22 protein-coding genes are annotated in these 26,636 nt (G+C 55.3%); 13 read left to right on the top strand and 9 right to left on the bottom strand.

Going from position 1 to position 26,636, the window contains the following annotated elements:
• Positions 1–4: 4 nt before the first annotated feature.
• From L463_RS12140 to L463_RS12150, 3 genes are all read right to left on the bottom strand, one after another.
• Positions 5–748 carry a type 2 GTP cyclohydrolase I gene (locus L463_RS12140; protein WP_026094364.1) on the bottom strand — a complete coding sequence of 248 codons (744 nt, stop codon included), beginning with the start codon at positions 746–748 and terminating at the stop codon, positions 5–7.
• Between the two features lie 10 nt (positions 749–758).
• The gene (phrB, locus tag L463_RS12145) at positions 759–2,171 is read right to left on the bottom strand and encodes a deoxyribodipyrimidine photo-lyase (RefSeq protein ID WP_023296128.1); all 1,413 of its coding nucleotides are present in this window, start codon (positions 2,169–2,171) and stop codon (positions 759–761) included.
• A 598-nt stretch (positions 2,172–2,769) separates the two neighbouring features.
• Positions 2,770–2,976, bottom strand: coding sequence for a YbfA family protein (locus L463_RS12150; RefSeq protein WP_003858637.1), 207 nt, complete (start codon positions 2,974–2,976; stop codon positions 2,770–2,772).
• Between the two features lie 309 nt (positions 2,977–3,285).
• On the opposite strand from L463_RS12150, the gene kdpF reads away from it, so the two are divergent.
• The 9 genes from kdpF (at position 3,286) to potE (ending at position 15,218) form a co-directional block, all read left to right on the top strand.
• A complete protein-coding gene (kdpF, locus tag L463_RS23500) occupies positions 3,286–3,375 on the top strand; it encodes a K(+)-transporting ATPase subunit F (RefSeq protein ID WP_003858638.1) in 90 nt (29 codons plus the stop codon).
• Positions 3,375–5,054: a potassium-transporting ATPase subunit KdpA gene (gene kdpA / locus L463_RS12155; protein WP_032102596.1), complete on the top strand. Its 1,680-nt coding sequence runs from the start codon at positions 3,375–3,377 to the stop codon at positions 5,052–5,054. The genes kdpF and kdpA overlap by 1 nt, the downstream gene beginning before the upstream one ends.
• Before the next feature lie 18 nt (positions 5,055–5,072).
• A complete protein-coding gene (gene kdpB / locus L463_RS12160; protein ID WP_023296126.1) occupies positions 5,073–7,121 on the top strand; it encodes a potassium-transporting ATPase subunit KdpB in 2,049 nt (682 codons plus the stop codon).
• A gap of 12 nt (positions 7,122–7,133) precedes the next feature.
• Positions 7,134–7,709, top strand: coding sequence for a potassium-transporting ATPase subunit KdpC (kdpC, locus tag L463_RS12165; protein WP_032102594.1), 576 nt, complete (start codon positions 7,134–7,136; stop codon positions 7,707–7,709).
• Entirely contained in the window at positions 7,710–10,397 is a 2,688-nt protein-coding gene (gene kdpD, locus L463_RS12170) for a two-component system sensor histidine kinase KdpD (RefSeq protein ID WP_032673165.1), read from the top strand.
• On the top strand, positions 10,394–11,071 hold the full coding sequence (kdpE, locus tag L463_RS12175; protein WP_003858643.1) for a two-component system response regulator KdpE: 678 nt from the start codon (positions 10,394–10,396) through the stop codon (positions 11,069–11,071). The genes kdpD and kdpE overlap by 4 nt, the downstream gene beginning before the upstream one ends.
• A gap of 278 nt (positions 11,072–11,349) precedes the next feature.
• Positions 11,350–11,454, top strand: coding sequence for a leader peptide SpeFL (gene speFL, locus L463_RS24045; protein WP_003858645.1), 105 nt, complete (start codon positions 11,350–11,352; stop codon positions 11,452–11,454).
• A gap of 255 nt (positions 11,455–11,709) precedes the next feature.
• Positions 11,710–13,908 (top strand): ornithine decarboxylase SpeF, encoded by a 2,199-nt coding sequence (gene speF / locus L463_RS12180; protein ID WP_015571121.1) that lies wholly within the window; start codon positions 11,710–11,712, stop codon positions 13,906–13,908.
• A complete protein-coding gene (gene potE / locus L463_RS12185; protein ID WP_017694147.1) occupies positions 13,905–15,218 on the top strand; it encodes a putrescine-ornithine antiporter in 1,314 nt (437 codons plus the stop codon). The genes speF and potE overlap by 4 nt, the downstream gene beginning before the upstream one ends.
• Positions 15,219–15,363: 145 nt before the next feature.
• Here the strand turns inward: potE and pgm are convergent, their stop codons facing one another.
• Together pgm and seqA are read right to left on the bottom strand one after the other, a co-directional pair.
• The gene (gene pgm / locus L463_RS12190; RefSeq protein WP_032102592.1) at positions 15,364–17,004 is read right to left on the bottom strand and encodes a phosphoglucomutase (alpha-D-glucose-1,6-bisphosphate-dependent); all 1,641 of its coding nucleotides are present in this window, start codon (positions 17,002–17,004) and stop codon (positions 15,364–15,366) included.
• A 24-nt stretch (positions 17,005–17,028) separates the two neighbouring features.
• Positions 17,029–17,574 carry a replication initiation negative regulator SeqA gene (gene seqA / locus L463_RS12195; protein ID WP_003858650.1) on the bottom strand — a complete coding sequence of 182 codons (546 nt, stop codon included), beginning with the start codon at positions 17,572–17,574 and terminating at the stop codon, positions 17,029–17,031.
• A gap of 183 nt (positions 17,575–17,757) precedes the next feature.
• On the opposite strand from seqA, the gene ybfF reads away from it, so the two are divergent.
• The 4 genes from ybfF (at position 17,758) to fur (ending at position 20,371) form a co-directional block, all read left to right on the top strand.
• Entirely contained in the window at positions 17,758–18,531 is a 774-nt protein-coding gene (ybfF, locus tag L463_RS12200) for an esterase (RefSeq protein ID WP_023296122.1), read from the top strand.
• A gap of 128 nt (positions 18,532–18,659) precedes the next feature.
• Positions 18,660–18,947: a LexA regulated protein gene (gene ybfE, locus L463_RS12205; protein WP_003858652.1), complete on the top strand. Its 288-nt coding sequence runs from the start codon at positions 18,660–18,662 to the stop codon at positions 18,945–18,947.
• Between the two features lie 155 nt (positions 18,948–19,102).
• Entirely contained in the window at positions 19,103–19,633 is a 531-nt protein-coding gene (gene fldA, locus L463_RS12210; protein WP_003858653.1) for a flavodoxin FldA, read from the top strand.
• Positions 19,634–19,924: 291 nt separating this feature from the next.
• Positions 19,925–20,371, top strand: a complete 447-nt coding sequence (gene fur, locus L463_RS12215; protein ID WP_010428651.1) for a ferric iron uptake transcriptional regulator — start codon at positions 19,925–19,927, stop codon at positions 20,369–20,371.
• 142 nt (positions 20,372–20,513) lie between these two features.
• Here fur and chiQ read toward each other — a convergent pair whose 3' ends face one another.
• The 4 genes from chiQ to nagE all read right to left on the bottom strand — a co-directional run bounded on the left by chiQ (position 20,514) and on the right by nagE (position 26,518).
• On the bottom strand, positions 20,514–20,840 hold the full coding sequence (gene chiQ / locus L463_RS12220; protein ID WP_032102682.1) for a ChiQ/YbfN family lipoprotein: 327 nt from the start codon (positions 20,838–20,840) through the stop codon (positions 20,514–20,516).
• A 47-nt stretch (positions 20,841–20,887) separates the two neighbouring features.
• Positions 20,888–22,285, bottom strand: a complete 1,398-nt coding sequence (gene chiP, locus L463_RS12225; protein WP_017694280.1) for a chitoporin ChiP — start codon at positions 22,283–22,285, stop codon at positions 20,888–20,890.
• Between the two features lie 446 nt (positions 22,286–22,731).
• Positions 22,732–24,399 (bottom strand): glutamine--tRNA ligase, encoded by a 1,668-nt coding sequence (gene glnS / locus L463_RS12230; protein WP_015571127.1) that lies wholly within the window; start codon positions 24,397–24,399, stop codon positions 22,732–22,734.
• Between the two features lie 169 nt (positions 24,400–24,568).
• On the bottom strand, positions 24,569–26,518 hold the full coding sequence (nagE, locus tag L463_RS12235; RefSeq protein ID WP_017382457.1) for a PTS N-acetyl glucosamine transporter subunit IIABC: 1,950 nt from the start codon (positions 26,516–26,518) through the stop codon (positions 24,569–24,571).
• Positions 26,519–26,636: the final 118 nt, after the last annotated feature.

The following is a 26,636-nucleotide window of genomic DNA, read 5'->3' as shown; positions in this document are numbered from 1 at the left end:
CTCATCAGGCCGGATTAGGGATATCAATAAACGTCACATCCAGATCGGTATTTTCCGTCAGCCACTCGCTGAGGGCGCGGATGCCGCCACGCTCGGTGGCGTGATGGCCCGCCGCGTAAAAATGCAGGCCTTGTTCACGGGCTGAGTGAATGGTCTGCTCGGAGACTTCGCCGGTAATGAAGGCGTCGACACCAAAACGCGCCGCGCTGTCAATAAAGCCCTGACCGCCGCCGGTGCACCATGCCACGCGCTTCACGGTATCCGGCCCGGTGTCGCCGCACCACAGCGGACGACGCCCCAGGCGCGCTTCGATCCACGAAGCCAGCTCCAGACCCGGAACCGGCATCGACAGTTCGCCCCACGGCACCAGGGGTTCAATTTCGCCCATCACGGTAATCCCCAGCAGCTGCGCAAGCTGAACGTTATTTCCCAGTTCAGGATGCGCATCGAGCGGCAGGTGATAGCCGTACAGGTTGATGTCATTCGCCAGCAGCGTTTTGAGTCGGTTGCGCTTCATGCCGCGAATAATCGGTGATTCGTTTTTCCAGAAATAACCGTGGTGGACAATCACCGCATCGGCTTCCTGACGCACCGCCTCATCCAGCAGCGCCTGGCTTGCCGTTACGCCGGTGATGATTTTTTGCACCGCCTCGCGCCCCTCCACCTGCAAGCCATTCGGGCCGTAGTCGCTAAACGAAGCCGTGTTGAGTTTTTCGTTAATCAGGCGTTCCAGTTCACTGTTTTTCATCATCATTCTCTCAAACTTTTCGGGCGGCTTCGTACGCCGCCAGCGTGGCGACGCGCGCCTGTTTATGGTCGACAATGGGACGGGGATAGTTCAGGGTAACACGCTGTTTATCCGCCCATACCCAGGGTTCATGAATGGCTTTGGCCGGGACATCCTTAAGCTCCGGCAGCCAGCGACGGATAAACTCGCCGTCGGCGTCAAATCGTTGTCCCTGCGTGGTCGGATTGAAGATCCGAAAATAGGGAGCCGCATCCGTTCCGGTGGAGGCCGCCCACTGCCAGCCGCCGTTATTCGCCGCCAGATCGCCATCGATCAGCTGAGAGATAAAATAACGCTCTCCGGTTCGCCAGTCGATAAGCAGATCCTTCACCAGGAAGCTGGCGGTAATCATACGCAGACGGTTATGCATCCACCCGGTTTCATTGAGCTGCCGCATAGCCGCATCAACAATCGGGAAGCCGGTGAGCCCACGCTGCCATGCTTTAAGCAGCTTCTCATTCGACTGCCACTGTACCTGTTCGGTCCAGCGAATAAAGGGCCGATGTTTACACAAATCAGGATGATACGTCATCAGATGGCGATAAAACTCACGCCAGATCAGTTCGTTCAGCCACACTGCGCCCGCCCCCCCGTCTAAGGCCTGAGGCTGTTCCGCCAGCAGGCGATGTAAACACTGGCGCGGAGAGAGCGCGCCCAGCGCTAAACAGGCCGACAAGCGGCTGGTGCCTTCAGTCGCTGGAAAATCCCGTCGCGCCTCGTACTCCGCCGCCCCCTGCGTGCAGAACTGACGCAACCGGGCAATAGCTGCTTTCTCACTGGCGGGGAATAGTGTTTCATCGAACGACTGCTGGGGATAATTCAGCCTGATCGCCGGCAGATCCGTTATCGTTTCCCCTCTCACGGTCGGGGCGGTAACGCACTCAGGTAGTCCCTCTTTCAGGCGTTTGATAAAGGCATTTTTAAACGGCGTGAAAACTTTATACATCTCGTGGTTACCGGTCATTACGCTGCCCGGCGCGAGCATCACGCTGTCATCAAAGCCTTCACAGACCACGCCCGCAAGGGTTTTCTCCAGCTGACGATCCCGCTGTTGCTCGTTGAATTCATACTGATAGTTGTAATAAAGATGCGTTACTGCGTGCTGCTGGCAGATTGCCTGCACCGTCTGGCGCTGCGCGGCGAAATCATGGGCCTCTTTATAGATCAGCGGAATGCCTTTTTCAGCCAGTGAATGTTGCAGGTCATTCAGATACGCGCTGAGTAGTGCCACTTGCCGGGGCGCCATGTCATGCTGCCGCCACTGTTCAGGCGTGGCGATAAACAGTGCCAGCACATTCGCGTCTTTAGCGCGGCAGGCCGCCGCGAGAGCGAAGTTGTCGTGAATGCGTAAATCCGCGCGAAACCAAACCAGATGGGTGGGCATAAAACTCCTGGCAATTGTCCATTATGTCCGTAAGGGCATGCCGTAAAAGGAAAAAGGCACGCTTTGAACTACTTTGCCATGAAGTGTAGACGGGATGAAATAAAAAAGGCCGCCCAAGGCGGCCTTAACGCTACTTGTCCTGCGCTATCAGGGTAAAGGCAATAAACACATCCGGTTTATCACTCTTTACAACGAGTGCGCTGGCGACAATGAACGCGATGCATAAATAGCGTTTCACTATGCGGTCCCTGCTGCTAACCGCTCCACCTATCACCACCGGTGATAAATCGGTGGACACAAGCCCGGGTAGGTGGGCTGCTTTACGGCTATGGATACACCTTTCCCAGGACCGATGCCCATTTGCGAGATGGCGGAAAGGGACGTGGCATAATAATTAGCACCAACACCAAAAGTAAGTTATTTCAGTAAAATTAGGAATTTATAAAGGTGAAGTGGATTGTGAACTTTTTAAAGAAGGGTATGATAAAAATCCCGGGTAGGGGCTGCAAGATTACCCAACGGACCGCGAATCCCGAGGGACAAAAAAACCGCCACATTGCTGTAGGCGGTTTTTTTATGGCTACGATGTCACACCGTATCAGTAGAAATCGCAGGTCGCTTTCTCGGCCTGATCCATCCACACCGGCTTCTCGCTGGTTTTCGCCCAGACGCGGTGCAGGTAACTGTAGAAACGTGCGCGATCTTTCCAGAACAGCATCACCGGCAGGGCCAGCACGCCAGCCACTACGGCGAAAGTGCGACGCATGAAAATGATATGAGCCGGAAACTCTTTATAAAGATCCATAATTTTCTCCCCTGTAGTTGGCCGGAAACCGTCTCCGGAAAATGTGAAATCTGTGACCTGGTTAAAATAATACCGCTTTGTTTGTAATTTTACTACTCATCCGACCACTTATTTTCATTCATTTCGTGAATATTTACATTCCCGCCTGTAATTAAGTTACAAAAAAGTTAACGATTTACTTAACAATAGTTAAATTGTGGTCTTTCCCTTTTTATACTTTTTTTACACCTGCCCTTCTGATTTTTGCGAAATCTTTGCGCCATAAATCCTACCGTTTGTACAACAACAAAAGTCACCCGGAGGTGGATTGTGAGTGCAGGTCTGATTGCCGGCATCGTGCTGGTGTTCCTGTTATTGGGTTATCTGATTTATGCCCTGATTAATGCGGAGGCATTCTGATGGCTGCTCAGGCGTTTTTGCTTATTGCCAGCTTTTTACTGGTACTGTTTGTGCTCGCCAGGCCGCTGGGAACAGCGCTGGCGCGGCTGATAAACAACGTGCCATTGCCTGGCACGCGAAATATTGAAAACGTGCTCTGGCGCATTTCAGGTATCAGCGACCGGGAAATGAACTGGCGCCAGTACCTGATGGCGATACTGCTTCTGAATATCCTGGGACTTATTGCCCTCTTTACGCTGCTGATGCTCCAGGGCAGTCTGCCGTTGAACCCGCAGCAGTTACCGGGTTTATCCTGGCATCTGGCGCTGAACACGGCGGTCAGCTTTGTCACCAACACCAACTGGCAGTCTTACGCCGGTGAAACCACGCTCAGCTACTTCAGCCAGATGGCCGGGTTAACCGTGCAAAACTTTCTTTCTGCGGCCAGCGGTATCGCGGTGATCTTCGCCCTGACGCGCGCGTTTGCCCGTCAGAATGTCAGCACTCTCGGCAACGCCTGGGTTGATGTCACGCGCATCACTCTTTGGATCCTGGTGCCTGTTGCGCTGATTATTGCCCTGTTTTTTATTCAGCAAGGCACTCTGCAAAACCTGCTGCCTTATACCCCTTACACCTCGCTTGAAGGGGTCAGGGAACTCCTTCCTATGGGGCCGGTGGCGTCGCAGGAAGCGATCAAGATGCTGGGCACCAACGGCGGCGGCTTCTTCAACGCCAACTCATCGCATCCGTTTGAAAACCCAACGGCATTAACCAATTTTGTACAGATGCTGGCGATCTTCCTGATCCCCGCCGCGCTCTGCTTCGCCTTTGGCGATGTGGTTAACGATCGCCGCCAGGGACGTACGCTGCTGTGGGCGATGTCGTTGATCTTCGTGGTCTGTGTAGCACTGGTGATGTGGGCCGAATGGAACGGCAACAGCCACTTCATGCTGCTGGGGGCTAACAGCAATATCAACCTGGAAGGCAAAGAGAGCCGCTTCGGCATTCTTGCCAGCAGCCTCTATGCGGTGGTCACCACGGCGGCCTCCTGCGGGGCAGTGAACGCCATGCACGACTCTTTTACCGCGCTCGGCGGCATGATCCCGATGTGGCTGATGCAGATTGGCGAGGTAGTTTTCGGTGGGGTCGGTTCGGGGCTGTACGGCATGCTGTTGTTCGTTCTGCTCGCCGTGTTTATCGCCGGGCTAATGATCGGTCGCACGCCGGAGTATCTCGGCAAAAAAATCGACGTCCGCGAAATGAAATTAACCGCGCTGGCAATTCTGGTCACCCCCACCCTTGTGCTGCTCGGTACCGCGCTGGCGCTGATGACCGACGCCGGGCGCAACGGCATCTTTAACCCGGGCATTCACGGCTTTAGCGAAGTGCTTTACGCCGTTTCGTCTGCCGCCAACAACAACGGCAGCGCCTTTGCAGGATTAAGCGCCAACTCGCCGTTCTGGAACTGTTTGCTGGCGTTCTGCATGTTCATCGGACGTTTCGGCGTGATTATTCCCGTCATGGCGATCGCTGGAACACTGGTGAATAAGAAGATCCAGCCGACCACCACCGGTACGTTACCGACTCACGGCGCGCTGTTCGTCGGCCTGCTGATTGGCACCGTTTTGCTGGTGGGTGCCCTGACCTTTATCCCCGCCCTCGCGTTAGGCCCGGTTGCGGAATATCTCTCTTTACGCTGATTTTGCGGAGAATTTGTCATGAGTCGTAAACAACTGGCCCTGCTCGAACCGACGTTAGTTCGTCAGGCCCTCATGGATGCGGTAAAAAAACTGAGCCCGCGCGTGCAGTGGCACAACCCGGTGATGTTTATTGTCTGGACTGGAAGTTTACTCACCACCGCACTGGCGATTGCCATGGGAACGGGACACCTTTCAGGGAATGCAACCTTTACCGCCGCCATCAGCCTGTGGCTGTGGTTTACCGTGCTGTTCGCCAACTTCGCCGAAGCGTTAGCGGAAGGCCGCAGTAAGGCACAGGCCAACAGCCTGAAAGGGGTAAAAAAGACCGCCTTTGCGCGCAAATTACGCGAACCTAAATACGGCGCGCAGATGGACCACGTTCCGGCGGATGAACTGCGCAAAGGTGACGTGGTGCTGGTGGAAGCTGGCGACATCATCCCCTGCGACGGTGAGGTGATTGAGGGCGGCGCGTCGGTAGACGAAAGCGCCATTACCGGGGAATCCGCACCGGTGATCCGTGAGTCGGGCGGAGATTTCGCCTCAGTTACCGGCGGAACGCGCATTCTTTCCGACTGGCTGGTGATCCAGTGCAGCGTTAACCCGGGCGAAACCTTTCTCGACCGGATGATCGCCATGGTGGAAGGCGCACAGCGTCGTAAAACGCCGAACGAGATCGCCCTGACCATTCTGCTGGTGGCGCTCACCATTGTTTTCCTGCTGGCAACGGCGACCCTGTGGCCTTTCTCCGCCTACGGCGGTACAGCGGTTAGCATCACCGTACTGATCGCCCTGCTCGTCTGTCTGATCCCCACCACTATCGGCGGCCTGCTTTCCGCGATTGGCGTGGCGGGGATGAGCCGGATGCTGGGCGCGAACGTCATCGCCACCAGCGGACGCGCCGTTGAAGCGGCGGGTGACGTAGACGTGCTGCTGCTGGATAAAACCGGGACCATCACCCTGGGCAATCGTCAGGCCTCTGACTTTCTACCTGCTCCCGGCGTGGATGAAAAAACGCTGGCTGACGCGGCGCAGCTTTCCTCGCTGGCCGATGAAACGCCGGAAGGCCGCAGTATCGTGATCCTCGCCAAGCAGCGCTTTAACCTGCGCCAGCGCGACGTTCAGAGCCTGCACGCCACGTTCGTGCCCTTTACGGCGCAAACCCGAATGAGCGGAATTAACATTCAGGACCGGATGATCCGTAAAGGGTCCGTTGATGCCATTCGCCGTCATATTGAAGCCAATAATGGACACTTCCCCCCGGAAGTCGACCACCTGGTGGAAAGCGTGGCGCGTCAGGGAGCAACCCCGCTGGTGGTGGCGGAAGGTGCAAGCGTTCTGGGGGTTATCGCCCTGAAGGATATCGTTAAAGGCGGTATTAAAGAGCGTTTCGCCCAGATGCGTAAGATGGGCATTAAAACAGTGATGATCACCGGGGATAACCGTCTGACTGCGGCGGCCATTGCCGCCGAAGCGGGCGTGGATGATTTCCTTTCCGAAGCGACGCCGGAAGCGAAGCTGGCACTCATTCGCCAGTATCAGGCGGAAGGCCGTCTGGTGGCGATGACCGGCGACGGCACCAACGACGCCCCGGCGCTGGCGCAGGCCGACGTGGCGGTGGCGATGAACTCCGGTACCCAGGCGGCAAAAGAGGCGGGCAACATGGTGGATCTCGACTCGAACCCGACCAAGCTGATCGAAGTGGTACATATCGGGAAGCAGATGCTGATGACGCGCGGCTCGCTGACCACGTTCAGTATCGCCAACGACGTGGCGAAGTATTTCGCCATCATTCCGGCGGCTTTTGCGGCAACCTACCCGCAGCTGAATGCCCTGAACGTGATGCACCTGCACTCTCCGGCCTCGGCCATTTTGAGCGCGGTGATCTTCAACGCGCTGATTATTGTCTTTCTTATTCCGCTGGCGCTGAAAGGGGTGAGCTATAAGCCGCTGACGGCCGCCGCCATGCTGCGCCGTAACCTGTGGATTTACGGTCTGGGTGGGCTGGTGGTGCCCTTTATTGGGATCAAGGTTATCGACATGCTGTTAACGCTGTTCGGGCTGGTTTAAAAGGTGGATCCAATGACGATGTTACGTCCCGCTATACTGTTGTTTATTCTGCTGTCTCTGATTACCGGCGGGCTTTACCCGCTGATGACTACCGCGCTGGGCCAGTGGTGGTTTAAAGATCAGGCCAACGGCTCCCTGATTATCCAGAACGGTGAAAACCGCGGCTCGCGTCTGATTGGGCAGAACTTTACGGACCCGCGCTACTTCCAGGGACGCCCTTCCGCCACTGCGGAAAGCCCGTATAATCCAATGGCCTCCGGCGGCAGCAATCTGGCTGGCAGTAATCCTGACCTGGACAAAGCCGTTGCTGAACGCGTTGCCGCCCTGCGCGCCGCGAATCCGCAGGCCAGCCGTGAGGTGCCGGTTGAGCTGATCACCGCTTCCGCGAGCGGGCTGGATTACAGCCTGACGCCGGATGCGGTGGTGTGGCAGATCCCACGCGTGGCAGCCGCCCGTCAGCTGACCGTCGAGCAGGTGAGCCACCTGGTTGCAGAACATACGCAAAAGCCGCTGGTCAGCTTCATCGGCATGCCGGTAGTGAACATTGTTGAGCTGAATCTGGCGCTGGACGCGCTAAGGAAGAACTAAATGACCGACGAGCCCATGCGCCCGGATCCGGACAGGCTGCTTGAACAGACGGCTGAAGCCCACCGCGGCAAGCTGAAAATTTTCTTCGGCGCCTGCGCGGGCGTCGGGAAAACCTTCGCCATGCTGACGGAAGCCCAGCGGCTTCGGGCGCAGGGGCTTGATATTCTCATCGGCGTGGTGGAAACCCACGGTCGCAAAGAGACGGCTGCGCTGCTGACGGGGCTGGCGACGCAGCCGCCCCAGCGTATCAGCCATCGCGGGCGGCTGGTCACGGAGTTTGATCTTGATGCCGCCCTCGCCCGCCGCCCTGCCCTGATCCTGATGGACGAACTGGCGCACAGCAACGCGCCAGGCTCGCGCCATCCGAAGCGCTGGCAGGATGTTGAGGAGCTGCTTGAGGCTGGCATCGACGTCTTCACCACGGTGAATGTTCAGCATCTGGAAAGCCTGAACGACGTGGTGAGCGGCGTAACCGGTATTCAGGTGCGGGAAACCGTTCCCGATCCGTTTTTTGATTCTGCCGATGAAGTCGTACTGGTTGACCTGCCGCCGGACGATCTGCGCCAGCGCCTGCACGAAGGCAAAGTGTATATTGCCGGCCAGGCCGAACGCGCCATCGAACATTTTTTCCGCAAAGGAAACCTGATTGCCCTGCGCGAGCTGGCCCTGCGCCGCACCGCCGATCGCGTTGATGACCAGATGCGCGCCTGGCGGGACCTTCAGGGGCAGGAGCGCGTCTGGCACACGCGGGACGCCATTCTGTTATGCATTGGTCACGGCAGCGGCAACGAAAAACTGGTTCGCACCGCCGCCCGGCTTGCAGCGAAGTTTGGCAGCGTCTGGCATGCGGTCTACGTCGAAACGCCGCAGCTGCATGGCCTGCCGGAAAATCAGCGTCGCGCCATTTTGAGCGCGCTGCGGCTGGCGCAGGAGCTGGGCGCCGAAACCGCAACCCTTTCCGATCCACAGGAAGATAAAGCCATTCTGCGCTACGCGCGCGAGCACAACCTGGGCAAGATTGTGATTGGACGTCGCCAGCATCGCCGCTGGTTTAGCCGCGAATCCTTTGCCGACAGGCTGGCCCGCCGCGCGCCGGATCTTGATTTAGTCATCGTCGCGCTGGATGACAAGCCCGCCTCCCTGCCCAACCGTACGCCGGACGCTCGCACCTTTGGCGATAAATGGCGCATTCAGATCCGGGGCTGCCTGGTGGCTGTGGTCCTTTGCGCCCTGATTACGGTGATTGCCAGCCAGTGGCTCATCGCCTTCGACGCCGCCAATCTGGTCATGATTTATCTGCTCGGCGTCGTTGTGGTCGCGCTCTTTTATGGCCGCTGGCCGTCGGTGCTGGCAACGGTGATCAACGTCATCAGCTTCGACCTTTTTTTTATCGCTCCGCGCGGGACGCTTGCTGTCTCGGACGTGCAGTACATTCTGACTTTTGCCGTGATGCTTACCGTCGGGCTGGTGATCGGGAATCTGACGGCAGGCGTACGCTACCAGGCACGCATTGCCCGCTATCGCGAGCAGCGCACGCGCCATCTGTATGAAATGTCAAAATCGCTGGCGGTTGGCCGCACGCAGCGAGATATCGTGCAGACCAGCGAGCAGTTTATTCGTTCGACCTTTCATGCCAGTAACCTGATTTTGCTCCCCGACGAACAGGGGCGCCTTCGCCCGCTGACCTCCCCTACGGGGATGACGCCCTGGGATGAAGCGATTGCCCGCTGGAGTTTCGATAAGGGGTTACCTGCCGGCGCCGGCACCGACACGCTGCCCGGCGTGCCTTACCAGATCCTGCCGCTGCGCAGCGCGGATAAGAATCACGGGCTGGTCATCGTCGAGCCGTCTAACCTGCGTCAGCTGATGATCCCAGAGCAGCAGCGCCTGCTGGAAACCTTCACCCTGCTGGTCGCCAGCGCCCTTGAACGGCTGGCGCTCACCGCCAGCGAAGAGCAGGCGCGGCTGGCAAGCGAGCGCGAAAGTATTCGCAATTCGCTGCTGGCAGCGCTGTCTCACGATTTGCGGACCCCGCTTACCGTACTGTTTGGCCAGTCCGAAATTCTGACGCTGGATCTGGCGGCGGAAGGATCAAAGCACGCGATGCAGGCCAGCGAAATTCGCCAGCACGTGCTGAATACCACGCGCCTGGTGAACAACCTGCTGGACATGGCGCGCATTCAGTCCGGCGGGTTTAACCTCAAAAAAGAGTGGCTCACCCTTGAGGAGGTTGTCGGCAGTGCGCTGAAGATGCTGGAGCCGGGTCTCGGCGGGCGCCATATTGAGCTGGACATGCCGGAACCCCTGACGTTAATCCATGTGGATGGCCCGCTGTTTGAGCGCGTGCTGATTAATCTGCTGGAAAACGCGGCTAAATACGCCGGGACAAAGGCCCGGCTGGGGATTGCTGCCAGGGTGGATAAACGTGTGCTGCGGCTCGACGTCTGGGATAACGGGCCGGGTATTCCGGCCGGTCAGGAGCGCGCCATATTCGAAAAATTTGCGCGCGGTAATAAGGAATCCGCCATTCCGGGCGTTGGGCTGGGTCTGGCGATCTGCCAGGCGATTGTCGACGTGCATGGTGGCACCATTTCCGCAGAGAACCGCCCGGAAGGTGGGGCACGCTTTTGTGTTACACTTCCTCTTGAAACCCCACCAGAACTTGATGAATTACCAGAGGATTTGTGATTAACGTTCTGATTGTTGAAGATGAGCTCGCTATCAGCCGATTTCTGCGTACCGCGCTGGAAGGCGACGGCTTGCGCGTGCATGAAGCCGGTACGCTTCAACGGGGGTTAATTGAAGCCGCCACCCGCAAGCCAGATCTGGTGATCCTGGATCTGGGACTTCCGGATGGCGACGGCATCGATTTTATTCGTGAGGTGCGTCAGTGGAGCCAGATGCCCATTCTGGTGCTCTCTGCCCGCACCGAAGAGACGGATAAAATCGCCGCGCTGGATGCCGGAGCGGATGATTATCTGATCAAACCGTTTGGCATTGGCGAGTTACAGGCCCGGCTTCGTGTGGCGCTGCGTCGACACAGTGCCACGTCCCCTTCCGATCCGGTGTACGCCTTTGGCGATATCCGCGTCGATCTTGCCGCCCGCCGCATCGTGCGTGGGGAAGAAGAGATCCACCTTACGCCTATCGAATTTCGTCTGCTGGCCGTGCTGCTCAATAACCACGGAAAAGTGTTAACGCAGCGACAGCTGTTAAGCCAGGTCTGGGGACCGAATGCTGTCGAGCATAGTCACTATTTACGCATTTATATGGGACACCTTCGCCAGAAACTTGAAGCCGATCCCGCGCGTCCTCGTCATTTATTAACAGAAACCGGTATCGGATATCGGTTTATGATCTGAATAAGTATTCACTTTAATTTTAAATAAAAAACATACCAGCCTTAATATAGCCATGAAAATAACGATGAGTTTATTTTCATAGCTATATCCGCCCTCTTTAAACACAATTAAAACATCAATTTAACACCGAACCAACAAAACAGCATTTTGATCTGCGTTATTCACTCAAAACGACTAATTATTTCTGAAATGATCGGTTATTGGTGATCTGTTTCACAGTTAATCCCTTTTTCCTGGATAAAATGACCATGCTTTCAATTACTGAAAGGAAACTGAACATGGAAAACAATAATCGTTTAATGCCCCATATAAGGCGGACAACACATATCATGATGTTTGCCCACCGTAACTGTTTTGACTTTCATCTCTTTAACGCCCGGTAGTCCTTCGACTTCTGGCGCATCTGCTTACAGGTTATCCTGAAAAACGCTATTTTACAGGCTGTTGCCTGTGAACACCTGCGCTCATTCCTTGTGATTCAGATTCTCCGCAACCGGGCGGACTGAATTCTACTCAGCAAAAAAGCAATTAACTGATTTCGTATCAGCGGACACGCTTTGCTTTTTTTTCCGGAAATAATCGATTTCTTTACCGCAAGAAGTCGAGGGCCCCATATTGCCTGAAATAAAGAGATAAAGATGAAAACGTTAAAAATTGCCGTCAGCCGTGCCTGCCCTGAATGCTTTACCACTTCGCGCGACATCGTGGATATCACCGCATCAGATTATATTGATGTGGCAGCCGTGGTTCTGGCCGTCAGCGATATTTTCAATGGCGCCATAGAAGAAATAGAAGCCACGGGATTCGGCATCCCGGTGTTTATTGCCACGCATAAAGAAGAAAGGGTTCCGGCTGAATTTCTGTCGCGTATTCACGGCGTTTTTGAGTACTCCGACACCAGCAATGCGTACTACGGACGCCAGCTTGAAGCGGCTGCGCAGAAGTACGAAACCCAGCTCCGCCCGCCGTTCTTCCGCGCGCTGGTCGATTACGTCCAGCAGGGGAACAGCGCGTTTGACTGCCCCGGACATCAGGGAGGCCAGTTCTTCCGCCGCCATCCGGCCGGAAACCAGTTTGTCGATTTCTTTGGCGAAACGCTTTTCCGCGCCGATCTGTGCAATGCCGACGTGGCAATGGGCGATCTGCTGATCCACGAAGGCGCGCCATGCATCGCCCAGCAGCATGCGGCAAAAGTCTTTAATGCGGATAAAACCTACTTCGTGCTGAACGGCACCTCCTCTTCCAACAAGGTGGTGCTCAATGCCCTGCTCACGCCAGGCGATCTGGTGCTGTTCGATCGCAATAACCATAAATCTAATCACCACGGGGCGCTGTTACAGGCGGGCGCGACGCCGGTGTATCTGGAAACGGCGCGCAACCCGTACGGGTTTATCGGCGGTATCGACGCACACTGTTTCGACGAGAGCTACCTGCGGGAGCTGGTGTCAGAGGTCGCGCCTGGCCGTGCGCGGGATGAACGTCCGTTCCGTCTGGCGGTGATCCAGCTGGGCACCTACGACGGTACCATTTATAACGCCCGTCAGGTGGTGGATAAGATTGGTCACCTGTGCGATTACATTCTGTTTGACTCCGCCTGGGTGGGTTACGAGCAGTTTATCCCGATGATGGCCGACTGCTCGCCGCTGCTGCTGGAGCTGAACGAAAACGATCCGGGCATTCTGGTGACCCAGTCGGTGCATAAGCAGCAGGCGGGCTTCTCGCAAACCTCGCAAATCCATAAGAAGGACAGCCACATAAAAGGCCAGCCGCGCTATGTCCCGCATAAACGCCTCAACAACGCCTTTATGATGCACGCCTCCACCAGCCCGTTTTATCCGCTGTTTGCCGCCCTGGATATCAACGCCCGCATGCACGAGGGGCAAAGTGGGCGCAACATGTGGATGGACTGCGTGGTGACGGGTATTGAAGCGCGGAAACTGATCCTTCAGAACTGTCAGTTTATTCGTCCGTTCGTGCCGGAGACGGTGGATGGCCGTCCATGGGAAAGCTGGGATACGGCAGAGATTGCGACCGATCTGCGCTTCTTCCATTTCGTTCCGGGCGAACGCTGGCACGCCTTTGAGGGATATGCCGAGCATCAGTATTTTATCGATCCCTGCAAACTGCTGCTGACTACGCCGGGCATCAACGCCCGCACCGGTGAGTACGATGATTTCGGCGTGCCCGCGACCATCCTCGCCAACTTCCTGCGTGAAAACGGCATCGTGCCGGAAAAATGCGACCTCAATTCCATTCTGTTCCTGCTCACCCCGGCGGAGGACATGGGCAAATTGCAGCAGCTCGTCGCCCAGCTGGTGCGCTTCGAAAAACTGCTCCAGAGCGATGTGCCGCTGAAAGAGGTTCTGCCCTCTCTTTATAAGCAACATCCGGAACGTTATGCGGATTATACCCTGCGTCAGATTTGTCAGGAGATGCATGACCTCTACGCCCGCCATAACGTGAAGCAACTGCAAAAAGAGATGTTCCGCAAGTCTCACTTCCCACGCGTCATGATGAACCCGCAGGAGGCGAACTATGCCTATCTGCGCGGTGAGGTCGAGCTGGTGTCCCTGCGCGACGCGGAAGGCCGTATCGCCGCGGAAGGCGCGCTGCCTTACCCACCGGGGGTGTTGTGCGTGGTGCCGGGAGAAGTCTGGGGCGGTTCCGTGCTGCGCTATTTCGCCGCGCTGGAAGACGGGATCAATCTGCTGCCGGGTTTTGCGCCGGAGTTACAGGGGGTTTACGTCGAGGAGTGTGACGGTCGCAAACAGGTGCGCTGCTACGTCATCAAACAACCTGCCGCTCAGCCATCGCTGCTGAAAGGAGAAAAATTATGAGTAAGGCCAACAAGATGGGCGTGGTGCAACTCACTATTCTCACCATGGTGAATATGATGGGTTCGGGGATCATCATGCTCCCCACCAAGCTCGCTGAAGTGGGGACGATTTCGATTATCTCCTGGCTTGTTACCGCCGTGGGTTCGATGGCGCTGGCGTGGGCGTTTGCCAAGTGCGGTATGTTCAGCCGCAAGTCCGGCGGCATGGGCGGCTATGCCGAATATGCGTTTGGTAAGTCCGGTAACTTTATGGCGAACTATACCTATGGCGTGTCGCTGCTGATCGCCAATGTGGCGATTGCCATTTCCGCTGTCGGTTACGGCACAGAGCTGTTTGGCGCGACGCTGACCCCGGTGCAAATTGGGCTGGCGACCATCGGCGTGCTCTGGATCTGCACCGTCGCTAACTTTGGCGGCGCGCGCATCACCGGACAGCTCAGCAGCATCACCGTCTGGGGCGTCATCATCCCGGTTGTCGGCCTGTGCATCATCGGCTGGTTCTGGTTCAGCCCGACGCTGTACGCCAATTCCTGGAATCCGCATCACGTACCGTTCTTCACCGCCGTGGGATCGTCCATCGCCATGACGCTGTGGGCCTTCCTCGGGCTGGAGTCGGCCTGTGCGAATGCGGAAGTGGTGGAAAACCCGGAGAAAAATGTGCCGATCGCGGTACTCGGCGGGACGCTGGGGGCGGCGGTGATCTATATCGTCTCAACCAACGTGATTGCGGGAATTGTGCCCAACATGGATCTGGCTAACTCCACGGCGCCGTTCGGACTGGCGTTTGCGCAGATGTTTACGCCGGAGGTAGGGAAAGTGATCATGGGACTGATGGTGATGTCCTGCTGCGGCTCGCTGCTGGGCTGGCAGTTCACCATCGCCCAGGTATTCAAATCTTCCGCTGACGAAGGTTATTTCCCGAAAATCTTCTCCCGCGTCACCAAAGCGGATGCACCGGTGCAGGGTATGCTGGCGATTGTGGTTTTCCAGAGCGGTTTGTCGCTGATGACCATCAGCCCGTCACTGAACAGCCAGTTTAACGTGCTGGTCAACCTGGCGGTGGTGACGAACATCATTCCGTACATTCTGTCGATGGCGGCGCTGGTGATTATTCAGAAGGTGGCGAAGGTGGATCCGCGCAAAGCCCGGGCGGCCAATATCGTGGCGCTGATTGGGGCGATTTACAGCTTCTATGCGCTCTACTCGTCCGGTCAGGAGGCGATGCTGTATGGGGCGATGGTGACATTCATGGGCTGGACGCTGTACGGTCTGGTCTCACCACGGTTTGAACTGAAGAATAAACATAGTTAAAAAAGAAGCCCGGTGGCACTGGCGCTTACCGGGCCTACGAGGTCAATGCAAAACGGCAACCCTGAGGTTGCCGTTTTTTATGTTTTCTCCCTCTCCCAGTGGGAGAGGGCCGGGGTGAGGGCATCAGCCCGCACCAGATCACGACTTACGCGTTTTTCAGCACTTCGCTGACAATCTCTACCGCTTCTTTCTCAATCTGCTGACGGTGCTCAGCGCCGAGGAAACTTTCGCAATAGATTTTGTACGCATCTTCCGTACCGGATGGACGCGCGGCGAACCAGCCGTTTTCGGTCATCACTTTCAGGCCGCCGATGGATGCGCCGTTACCCGGCGCCGCCGTCAGACGCGCGGTGATCGGGTCACCTGCCAGGGTACTGGCACTGACCATCTCCGGAGAGAGTTTTGACAGAGCTGCTTTTTGCGCAGACGTGGCGCTAGCCTGAATACGGTTATAGCTTGGCGCACCAAAACGTTCCGCCAGCTCGTTGTAATGTTCCTGCGGGTTCTTACCGGTGACCGCGGTGATTTCCGCCGCCAGCAGGCACATGATGATGCCGTCTTTATCGGTTGACCATGGGGTGCCGTCGAAGCGCAGGAAGGATGCCCCCGCGCTCTCTTCACCGCCAAAGCCGAAGCTGCCGTCGTGCAGACCGTCAACAAACCACTTGAAGCCCACCGGCACTTCCACCAGCTTGCGACCCAGCGCATCGACCACACGGTCAATCATAGCGGAAGAGACCAGCGTTTTACCCACCGCGACCTCTTTGCCCCACTGCGGACGGTGCTGGAAGAGATAATTGATTGCAACAGCCAGGTAGTGGTTCGGGTTCATCAGCCCAGCAGGGGTGACGATACCGTGACGGTCGTAGTCCGGGTCGTTGGCAAACGCCAGATCGAACTTGTCGCGCAGCGCCAGCAGGCCAGCCATTGCGCATTCGGAGGAGCAGTCCATACGGATCGCGCCGTCTTTGTCCAGGTGCATAAAGCGGAAGGTCTGATCGACGTGATCGTTCACGATGGTCAGATCCAGCTTGTAGTGCTCGGCAATGCGTTTCCAGTATTCAATACCGGAGCCGCCCAGTGGATCCACGCCCAGCTTCAGACCGGCTTTCTGGATAGCGGCCATATCGACGATATCCGCCAGCCCTTCCACGAACGGCTGCACCAGATCCTGCTCTTTCACGTGGCCGGAGGCCATGGCTTCATCCAGCGAGATGCGTTTCACACCGTTCAGACCGTTAGCCAGTAACGCGTTGGCACGATCTTCCACCACTTTCGTGACGTTGGTATCCGCCGGGCCACCGTTAGGTGGGTTGTACTTGATGCCGCCATCTTCCGGTGGGTTGTGGGACGGGGTGATCACAATGCCGTCAGCCTGCGCGCCACCTTTTTTGTTGTGTACCAGAATAGCGTTAGAAACCGCTGGCGTTGGCGTAAAACCGTTGTTCTCCTGAACAATCACGTCTACGCCGTTCGCCGCCAGCACTTCCAGCACGGAGATAAAAGCAGGTTCAGACAGGGCGTGGGTATCTTTCCCTACATAGCACGGACCGGTGACGCCATTTTTGGCGCGCTCTTCCGCGATGGCCTGAGCAATGGCCAGAATGTGCGGTTCGTTAAAGCTGTGGCGCGCCGCACTACCGCGGTGGCCAGATGTACCAAACTTCACTGCGTGTTCTGCGTTGCCCACCACCGGCTTCAGCACGTAGTACTGCGCGGTCAGTTGAGCGACGTTAATCAAATCGCTTTGTTTTGCAGGTTGTCCTGCACGGCTGTGATTTGCCATTGCCTGGTCCTTCTGATGCAAGGGTTAAATTGTACCGCAAACCTTTTCGATCAATTCCGCCGGGAACTGCATGGACTGCATGATATGTTCGATCATGCTGCACTTACGGCCCGTATTGGTGTTGGTGATCACCCAGTATGGTGTACCGGGAACGTGTTTGGGCTTGGTTTGGTTGCCATTTTGCAGCAGGGTCTGCTCGTCGCCTGCGAAGTAAACGCGCGTGCGACCGTGCAGCGACTCTGTCGCTTCTGCAAATGCGTTGTTATCCAGTGAGTAAAGTGTAGACAGCACCAGCATAAAGCGGTTAACCGCCTTTTTCTGCTCGGCATATTCATCGGACAGCAGCAGCTCGCGCATCGCGCGCACTTTGTCTTTTGCCGGCATGACGGCAGGTTTTACTTGTGCAACAACGCTCGGCTGAGACACGACATCTTTAGTGACAGGAGTGGGCTGTGAGGCGGCGGAAATTTTAAGCATGCGCCGTAAAATGTCGGACGCGCTCTCCCCAATATGCCGCGTCTGGCTGGCAATATACTGATAGAGTTCGTCATCAACTTCGATTGTTTTCATCTTAATCCAGTGCGATATCTTATCTGAATACAAGTCGTTGAGATTATAAGGTCAAATCCCAACAGCGGATAGCGTCAAACCAGGTTGGCGGCAAAAGTCAGATTAAACTGGATCCTTGCCCCCGGGCGGCAGAATGGTCAACATGATACCCTAACCTGACAAACCTAAAAAAAGAACTTTGCCATGAAATTGAATACCCGAGCGCAAACTGCACAATCGCCGAACAATAATTCTCCCATCGTACTGGTTCACGGCCTGTTTGGTAGCCTGGATAATCTGGGTGTGCTGGCGCGCGATTTAGTGACCGATCACGCGATCCTCCAGGTTGATATGCGCAATCACGGTCTTTCTGGGCGCTCGGAGGAGATGACCTACGCAGCCATGGCGCAGGATCTGCGGGACACCCTCGATGCGAATAATATCCAAAAAGCGACGCTTATCGGGCATTCAATGGGCGGCAAAGCGGTGATGGCGCTCACTGCGCTGGCCCCTGAGCGAATTTCCGGGCTGGTGGTCATCGACGTTGCGCCCGTCAATTACGACGTTCGCCGTCACGATGAGATTTTTGCCGCCATCAATGCGGTCACCGAAGCGGGTGTCGCAACCCGCCAACAGGCGGCTGCCGTTATGCGTGAGCATCTTGATGAGGAAGGAGTAGTTCAGTTCCTGCTGAAATCGTTTGTTGACGGACAATGGCGCTTTAACGTCCCGGTATTGTGGGATCAGTATTCGCATATTGTGGGCTGGGAAACCGTCCCCGCCTGGCCGCACCCTACCCTTTTTATTCGCGGCGGCAACTCCCCTTACGTCACTGATGCGTACCGTGACACGCTGCTGGCGCAATTCCCGCAGGCTCGCGCTCACGTCATTGCCGGTGCCGGACACTGGGTACACGCGGAAAAACCGGATGCCGTCCTGCGCGCCATTCGCCGCTATCTTACTGATACAGCGAATTGATTAAAAAGCCAGCGACCGGAAGACGACGGGCTTCCAGTCGTTGGCGTGTGGATTTGGGTGATGTATGATGGCGCGCTTATCGCCCGGGCATTAGCAGGGCGGCGTGTTTCCCCCGAAGTCTCAGAATCATGGCCAAAGAACAAACGGACCGTACGACACTAGATCTGTTCGCGAATGAGCGTCGACCGGGACGACCGAAAACGAATCCGCTTTCGCGCGATGAACAGCTGCGTATCAATAAACGCAACCAGCTTAAACGCGATAAAAATCGTGGGCTTAAGCGTGTCGAACTGAAGCTGAATGCCGATGCCGTCGATGCGCTTAACGAGTTAGCTGACGCGCGCAACATCAGCCGCAGCGAACTGATCGAAGAGATGCTGATCGCCCAGCTTGAGACGTTACGCGGCAAGGCGTGAGTCAGAAAATCCCCAATATTACCTTTTTCATGTAGCACAGAGTGCAGTCCTGCGTGATAGCTGTTTCCGCAGGGTTGCCTATTCTGCTATTATTGCCCTTATCCGTGGACAATTTGCGCCACCATACCATTAAGTTTCAAGAGGTTATTTTACTCATGGCAATCATCGGCATTTTCTTTGGCAGTGATACCGGCAATACTGAAAATATCGCAAAAAACATTCAAAAACAGCTCGGTAAAGACGTTGCTGATGTGCATGACATCGCCAAGAGCAGCAAAGAAGATCTCGAGGGCTATGACATCCTGCTGCTGGGCATCCCGACCTGGTACTACGGTGAAGCACAGTGTGACTGGGACGATTTCTTCCCGACGCTGGAAGAAGTAGACTTCAACGGCAAGCTGGTTGCCCTGTTTGGCTGTGGCGATCAGGAAGACTATGCTGAGTATTTCTGTGATGCGCTGGGCACTATTCGCGACATCATTGAGCCACGCGGTGCGGCGATCGTCGGTCACTGGCCAACGGCGGGTTACCATTTCGAAGCGTCCAAAGGTCTGGCAGATGACGATCACTTCGTTGGCCTAGCCATTGATGAAGACCGTCAGCCAGAGCTGACCGCTGAGCGTGTAGAAAAATGGGTTAAGCAGGTTCGTGAAGAGCTGAACCTGGACGATATCCTTAACGCCTGATATCCCTGCGGCGCAACTCCGGTTGCGCCCGTTTTCCAGGTAAAACCGATTAAATTAATTGCTACAAACTTTTAACTTTTTCGCCCAGACCTGTACAATATCCCCCTGGTAAAAAGTGGGTGCCATCGAACAAGTTTGTTGGTGATACCACGTTTTTATAAGCATACTTTGCTTGAGACTTGCAGTTTTCATTTAGCCATGGCAGTTCTATAATGAGACGCATTATCCCAAGTGCATTTTCTGTCACTTCTTCTTTTGAAGTGAATCGTTTAGCAACAGGACAGATTCCGCATGACTGACAACAATACCGCATTAAAGAAAGCTGGCCTGAAAGTAACGCTTCCTCGGTTAAAAATCCTTGAAGTGCTTCAGGGGCCAGACAATCACCATGTCAGTGCGGAAGACCTTTATAAGCGTCTTATCGATATGGGTGAAGAGATTGGGCTGGCAACCGTCTATCGTGTGCTGAACCAGTTTGATGACGCGGGCATTGTTACTCGTCATAATTTCGAAGGCGGTAAATCCGTGTTCGAGCTGACTCAGCAGCATCACCACGATCACCTGATCTGCCTCGACTGTGGCAAGGTCATTGAATTTAGCGATGATTCCATTGAATCACGCCAGCGTGAAATCGCCGCCCGTCATGGCATCCGCCTGACCAACCACAGCCTGTACCTGTACGGTCACTGCGCTGAAGGCGATTGCCGCGAAGACGACCACGCGCACGACGCGAAATAATATCGTGTTTATACTCTGAGCCAGCCGTAAGGTTGGCTTTTTTTTGCCTGAAAAAAGTCCGGTGGCGCTGCGCTTACCGGGCCTACGGGCTGTGACACCGTTGTAGGCCCGGTAAGCGCAGCGCCACCGGGCGTAAAGCAACTTATTTATTGTTATTGCGAATCTCGTCCCAGATCTTATCGCAACGCTTCGCCACTTCCTGATCGTTACCGCTTTTCCGCGCCTGGATACAGGCCTGGTAATCCATCACGCGAACATTTTCCTGCGTCGCAAACTGCTCATGCGCTTTCTCTTTTTTCAGCACATTCAGCACGCTCTGGCAGGCTTCAATTTTCTCTGGCGATCCTTGTGCTGTATTGATGCAGGCGCTATACGCCTCCTTCAGACGGGAGTCTTCTTTCTGCGCCTGATCCTGCGCACACGCCACCAGCCCCGATGCCAGCAGCGCAACGATTACCATTTTTTTCATCATATGCAGTCTCCATGCTGGCGGGATCTCGCCCGCCAGCGTGTTCATCAGAAGATTGTGAATGGCGCAATGACCATGAATTTCACGTCACGTTCATCCTGGAAGATGTTGCCGTAACCGCCCGCGTAGCTCGGGATATCGGAGTGGTTGTCATACTGGGTGAAGTGCAGTTTGAACATCGTGCCTTTCGCACGGCCCTCCTGAAGGGTGTAAATCGCATCCAGGCTGTATGAAGACTCTTTCAGACGGTAGTTCGGATCGTAGTAGGCGTCTGGCGTAGCCATATCTGCTGGCTTCGCGTCCCAGGCGTACGCGTAGGACGCACCCACCGCCCAGCCAGGCAGGTTCCAGTTCTTCAGGTCATACATTGCGCCGAAGAAGACCGCCTTTTCGCCGTCGGCGTTAAAGTCAGAGCGGTTATCCCACCAGATATCCAGACGACCATTGGAAGAGGCGTAGGTTGGCGTCATACGTTGCAGGAAGTAGCCCTGCTGCCCTTCTGCCTTGACCCATGTTCCCTCCAGACGTAAATCAACCTGACCTACCTTGTAACCGAAGGTCAGCGCCTGTAACCACGCGGTGCCGTCATAGATATCATTTACGCTGCCATCACTGACTTTGTCGCGCGTACCGTAGAACTGATAGCTGGTGCTCAGCGGGCTACCCGCGATATCAAATTTGTAGCTGGCTTTAGCAAAGTACTGATCGATATAGCCTTCAGCCTGACCAAAAGCAGCTTCCAGCACCAGATCGTTTTTGAAGTCGTACTTCGCCCCCAGCGAGTGGAGATAATCAACTTTGGTTTTTTTATCGTTCTGATAGAACTTGTCCATCTCAATGTGCCACGGCGCTTTGTACTCGTTGGTCCACATATAGGAGAAGCTCAACGCCCCCGCATCGCCGTAGTCAAAATTAGCACCGGCTTCCGCACCCTGATAGGTACCTGGCATAAAGCTCCAGTGCGGTGCTAACAGCGTCTGGCCGGTTGGCTGGATATAACCTCCACGCGCCCAGACCGGACCATATTTGAATTTTGCAGCCGCTTTATACAGGCTGATTCCGCTTTTATCGCCGGACCAGTCTTCGTCGTAGGCTTTATTGCTGGAGGAGAACGCAATTTCGTTCGGATGGCCGCTGTCGCCATTTTCGGCCATTTCAATTGCGGTGAACGCTGCAATATCGATCCCGAACATATCGGCGGCATATCCCGACTGAAAATCCAGGTTGGCGTTCCAGGTCGAGTGAGAAAGGTTGGTTTTGTATTTATCTTCAGTGACGTCTTTACGGTCACGCTCACGCTGCCAGTAATAAATACCGCCCGTGAGGGTGGAATCTTCAATGAAACCTGCTGCTTTTGCCTCTGGCGCAACCACCAGGCCCGACATTGCTGTCACACCGGCGATAGCCAGCGCCAGCGCACTACGTTTGCCACTGAACGTACGCATAGATTATTCCTCTTTGACGAATTAAAACGCCTTAAACGGCGAAAAACAGAAAAGACCAAGTGGTCAGGGGTAGTCAGAAATACCCTCGAATTAACTACCGTCTTTAGGTTATTTTTCGCGACGCGAATTATCAATGCTTTTAATCAGGCAAAAGTCAGGATTATGACGAAGAGCACATATTTCGTAGTGCTTTGTAACATTTACCGGGAAGCAAGTACTGGCGGGGGAATACGCTAATTTTCAGTAAGTAACATTGATATTGTGAATATATTTTTCAGCGTTTCTGTTTTTGGAAAACAACAAACTTTTTTAAATAAAATAAGTAGCACCACATTGACCTGGAATGTTGGCTTTAATTCATCATCCCGATGCTTAACGACATGATCGTTAAATAAAAAAACGCCGCATTATGCGGCGTTTGTTTCTCATTGACCATGCCAGCGTGATTATTCGCCGATCTTAGTCCAGGTATCACGCAGACCGACGGTACGGTTAAATACCGGTTTTTCCGCCGTGCTGTAACGGCTGTCCAGGCAGAAGTAACCCTCACGTTCAAACTGGAACGCTTTACCGGCTTCAGCGGCTTTCAGAGACGGCTCGGCATACCCCTGCTTGATAATCAGCGACTCAGGGTTGATAACCGCCAGGAAGTCCTCCGCAGCGCCTGGGTTAGGTACGCTGAACAGACGATCGTAGAGACGGATCTCAACCGGCAGCGCATGCTGCGCGCTCACCCAGTGGATCACACCTTTCACTTTACGGCCATCCGCCGGATCTTTACTCAGCGTCTCTGCGTCGTACGTACAGAAGATGGTCGTGATGTTACCTTCCGCATCTTTCTCTACGCGCTCGGCTTTGATCACATAGGCGTTACGCAGACGCACTTCTTTGCCCAGCACCAGACGCTTGTACTGCTTGTTCGCTTCTTCGCGGAAGTCGGCGCGATCGATCCAGATTTCACCGCTGAACGGCACGTCGCGGGTGCCCATTTCCGGTTTGTTCGGATGGTTAGGCATCGAGACCAGTTCGCTTCCACCCTGCGGATAGTTTTCGATGACCAGTTTCACTGGATCGATCACTGCCATCGCGCGCGGCGCGTTTTCGTTCAGGTCTTCGCGAATGCAGGATTCCAGAGACGCCATTTCGATGGTGTTGTCCTGCTTGGTAACGCCAATACGTTTGCAGAACTCACGAATGGACGCCGAGGTGTAGCCACGACGACGCAGGCCAGAGATGGTCGGCATACGCGGGTCATCCCAGCCTTCAACGTGCTTGTCGGTGACCAGCAGGTTCAGCTTACGCTTGGACATCACGGTGTATTCCAGGTTCAGACGAGAGAACTCGTACTGACGCGGATGCACAGGAATGGTGATGTTATCCAGCACCCAGTCGTACAGACGACGGTTGTCCTGGAATTCCAGCGTGCACAGAGAGTGCGTAATGCCTTCCAGCGCATCGCTGATGCAGTGGGTGAAGTCGTACATCGGGTAGATGCACCACTTGTTACCGGTCTGGTGGTGTTCAGCGAACTTAATGCGGTACAGCACCGGATCGCGCATCACGATGAACGGAGACGCCATATCGATTTTGGCACGCAGACACGCTTTACCTTCTTCGAAGCCACCGGCACGCATTTTTTCAAACAGCGCCAGGTTCTCTTCCACGCTACGATCGCGGAACGGGCTGTTTTTGCCCGGCTGAGTCAGCGTACCGCGGTATTCACGGATTTCGTCAGCAGACAGCTCGTCAACGTATGCCAGACCTTTGTTAATCAGTTCAACCGCATAGGCATACAGCTGATCGAAATAGTCTGAGGAGTAGCAGATATCGCCAGACCAGTTGAAGCCCAGCCATTGCACGTCGTTTTTAATCGACTCAACGTATTCGATGTCTTCTTTTACTGGGTTGGTGTCATCGAAACGCAGGTTGCACTGCCCCTGGTAATCTTGCGCAATACCAAAGTTCAGGCAGATCGATTTGGCGTGACCAATGTGCAGGTAGCCATTTGGCTCCGGCGGGAAACGCGTGTGGACTGTGGTGTGCTTACCACTGGCCAGATCTTCATCGATGATCTGACGAATAAAGTTACTCGGGCGGGCTTCTGCCTCACTCATCGTGGATTCCTCAAAGCGTAAACAACGTATAACGGCATATGATCTTATAAGCCGGACGTAGTGACAACCCTTAAAACGTCCCGGAAGAAAATAATGGGGGCAATTGCTGCAAAAAAAAGCGGCGGAGGATATCCCCCGCCGCTAAAGGCATAACTCTACTCAGGAGCGATTACTTGCCTTTAATCTCATACAGTGGCGTCTGGCCTGCAACCACCTGCCCCTGCGCCTGGATCACCAGACCGCTGAAGTCGTCGATGTTGCTGCACACGACCGGGCTTATCATGGAGCGCGCGTTGGCGTTCAGGAAGTCCAGATCCATTTCCAGAATCGGCTGACCTGCCGCCACTTCAGCACCCTCTTCCACCAGACGAGTAAAGCCCTGACCGTTCAGCGCAACGGTATCGATACCCATATGGACAACGATCTCCGCGCCTTTTTCCGTTTCCAGGCAGAACGCGTGGTTGGTGTTGAAGATTTTCACAATAGTACCGGCAGCCGGAGAGACCACGGTTTTGTCCGTTGGTTTCACCGCCACGCCGTCACCGACCGCTTTGCTGGCGAACGCTTCGTCAGGCACCTGCTCAAGCGCAACAACGTCACCTGTCACCGGAGAAACCAGCGCAGCGATGGTCACCGCGTTTGGCACAGCCTGCGGTTTTGCAACCGGCGCGTCAGCCACTGGCGCGTTATCCGTTGAGGCGGCAGCGACCGGCCCACGGGCAACCACTTTTTTCATTTCATCGCCGATAGATTCGGCTTTCGCACCCACGATAACCTGGATGGTTTGTTTGTTCAGTTTCACCACACCAGACGCACCCAGGCGTTTGCACATTGCATCGCTCACGCGCGCGGAGTCACCTACGGTCAGACGCAGACGGGTAATACAGGCATCGATCGCTTTCAGGTTGTCGGTGCCACCCACAGCGGCAATGTAGTTGGTTGCCAGCTGGGTTAAACCCTCTTCGGTATTGCTGTTGGCTTCACTGGTCACAACATCATCTTTCGTATCTTCGCGGCCCGGCGTCTTCAGGTTAAACATACGAATAACCGCGCTGAACAGAACGAAGTAGATAACGAAGAAGATCAGGCCCATCACCATCAGGATCCAGACGTTGCTGCTTGCCGCCGGCAGGTTGTACATCAACACATAGTCGATGGCGCCTGCGGAGAAGGAGAAGCCAGCATGGATACCCAGAAGGGTGGCGACGAACAGGCTGATACCGGTCAGGATCGCGTGCATCAGATACAGCAGCGGAGCCAGGAACATGAACAGGAATTCCAGTGGCTCGGTCACGCCGGTCAGGAAGGCGGTGATCGCAACGGACAGCAGCATCCCGCCAACCATTGGGCGACGCGCTTTCGGCGCAGCCAGGTACATTGCCAGCGCCGCGCCAGGCAGACCAAACATCATGATTGGGAAGAAGCCAGACATGAACATGCCCGCGGTGCCGTCGCCTGCGTAGAAGCGGTTGATATCACCGTGGAATACCGCGCCGGCCGCGTTGGTGAACTCACCAATCTGGAACCAGGCGATGGTGTTCAGTACCTGATGCAGACCGGTTGGGATCAGCAGACGGTTAATGAAACCGAAGATGCCCGCGCCCATTGCGCCCGCAGACACGATCCACTCGCCACCCGCATGGATAGCATGCTGCACCGGTGGCCAAACGTAGCCAAAGATGGCGGCGAGGATCAGACAGAAAAAGCCCGTCGCAATCGGCACAAAACGTTTACCGCCGAAGAAGCTCAGGAAGTCAGGAAGTTTGATACCTGCCCAACGGTTGTACACGGCGCCACCCACCAGGCCGGTAATGATACCTGCCAGCACACCCATATTGATTTCAGGGTTGATGGTTACCATCGCTTTCGTGAGGATGAAGTAACCGACAGCCCCTGCCAGTGCCGCGGCACCAGCGCTGTCTTTTGACCAGCTTGACGCCACACCGATGGCGAAAATCAGCGCCAGGTTGTCAAAAATTGCACCGCCTGCCTGGGCAATAAACGGCACGTTAAGAAGATCGGGTTGCCCGAATCGCAGCAGCAACGCTGCAACCGGTAGCACGGCGATAGGGAGCTGCAAAGCCCTACCGAGGCGCTGGAAAAAACCTAAAATATTCATCCTATTCCCCCTACGAGACCCTTTGTTAAGACTCGCGCATAAACTATGTTTTTATTGTGTCACGAACGATAGATACAGTTGATGATTCACTGGCAGTGTGAGTGTGTGAAAAATTAAT

The sequence above is a fragment of the Enterobacter sp. BIDMC 27 genome (assembly GCF_000534415.1).
GTDB lineage: Bacteria > Pseudomonadota > Gammaproteobacteria > Enterobacterales > Enterobacteriaceae > Enterobacter > Enterobacter hormaechei_C.
Note: the sequence above shows the minus strand (reverse complement) of the source record. Positions and strands in the feature narration are given on the sequence as shown.

Coding starts and splice junctions, on each gene's coding strand:
- L463_RS12140 (WP_026094364.1), bottom strand. CDS start 748: ATGAAAAACAGTGAACTGGAACGCCTGATTAACGAAAAACTCAACACG.
- phrB (WP_023296128.1), bottom strand. CDS start 2,171: ATGCCCACCCATCTGGTTTGGTTTCGCGCGGATTTACGCATTCACGAC.
- L463_RS12150 (WP_003858637.1), bottom strand. CDS start 2,976: ATGGATCTTTATAAAGAGTTTCCGGCTCATATCATTTTCATGCGTCGC.
- kdpA (WP_032102596.1), top strand. CDS start 3,375: ATGGCTGCTCAGGCGTTTTTGCTTATTGCCAGCTTTTTACTGGTACTG.
- kdpB (WP_023296126.1), top strand. CDS start 5,073: ATGAGTCGTAAACAACTGGCCCTGCTCGAACCGACGTTAGTTCGTCAG.
- kdpC (WP_032102594.1), top strand. CDS start 7,134: ATGACGATGTTACGTCCCGCTATACTGTTGTTTATTCTGCTGTCTCTG.
- kdpD (WP_032673165.1), top strand. CDS start 7,710: ATGACCGACGAGCCCATGCGCCCGGATCCGGACAGGCTGCTTGAACAG.
- speFL (WP_003858645.1), top strand. CDS start 11,350: ATGGAAAACAATAATCGTTTAATGCCCCATATAAGGCGGACAACACAT.
- speF (WP_015571121.1), top strand. CDS start 11,710: ATGAAAACGTTAAAAATTGCCGTCAGCCGTGCCTGCCCTGAATGCTTT.
- potE (WP_017694147.1), top strand. CDS start 13,905: ATGAGTAAGGCCAACAAGATGGGCGTGGTGCAACTCACTATTCTCACC.
- pgm (WP_032102592.1), bottom strand. CDS start 17,004: ATGGCAAATCACAGCCGTGCAGGACAACCTGCAAAACAAAGCGATTTG.
- seqA (WP_003858650.1), bottom strand. CDS start 17,574: ATGAAAACAATCGAAGTTGATGACGAACTCTATCAGTATATTGCCAGC.
- ybfF (WP_023296122.1), top strand. CDS start 17,758: ATGAAATTGAATACCCGAGCGCAAACTGCACAATCGCCGAACAATAAT.
- ybfE (WP_003858652.1), top strand. CDS start 18,660: ATGGCCAAAGAACAAACGGACCGTACGACACTAGATCTGTTCGCGAAT.
- fldA (WP_003858653.1), top strand. CDS start 19,103: ATGGCAATCATCGGCATTTTCTTTGGCAGTGATACCGGCAATACTGAA.
- fur (WP_010428651.1), top strand. CDS start 19,925: ATGACTGACAACAATACCGCATTAAAGAAAGCTGGCCTGAAAGTAACG.
- chiQ (WP_032102682.1), bottom strand. CDS start 20,840: ATGAAAAAAATGGTAATCGTTGCGCTGCTGGCATCGGGGCTGGTGGCG.
- chiP (WP_017694280.1), bottom strand. CDS start 22,285: ATGCGTACGTTCAGTGGCAAACGTAGTGCGCTGGCGCTGGCTATCGCC.
- glnS (WP_015571127.1), bottom strand. CDS start 24,399: ATGAGTGAGGCAGAAGCCCGCCCGAGTAACTTTATTCGTCAGATCATC.
- nagE (WP_017382457.1), bottom strand. CDS start 26,518: ATGAATATTTTAGGTTTTTTCCAGCGCCTCGGTAGGGCTTTGCAGCTC.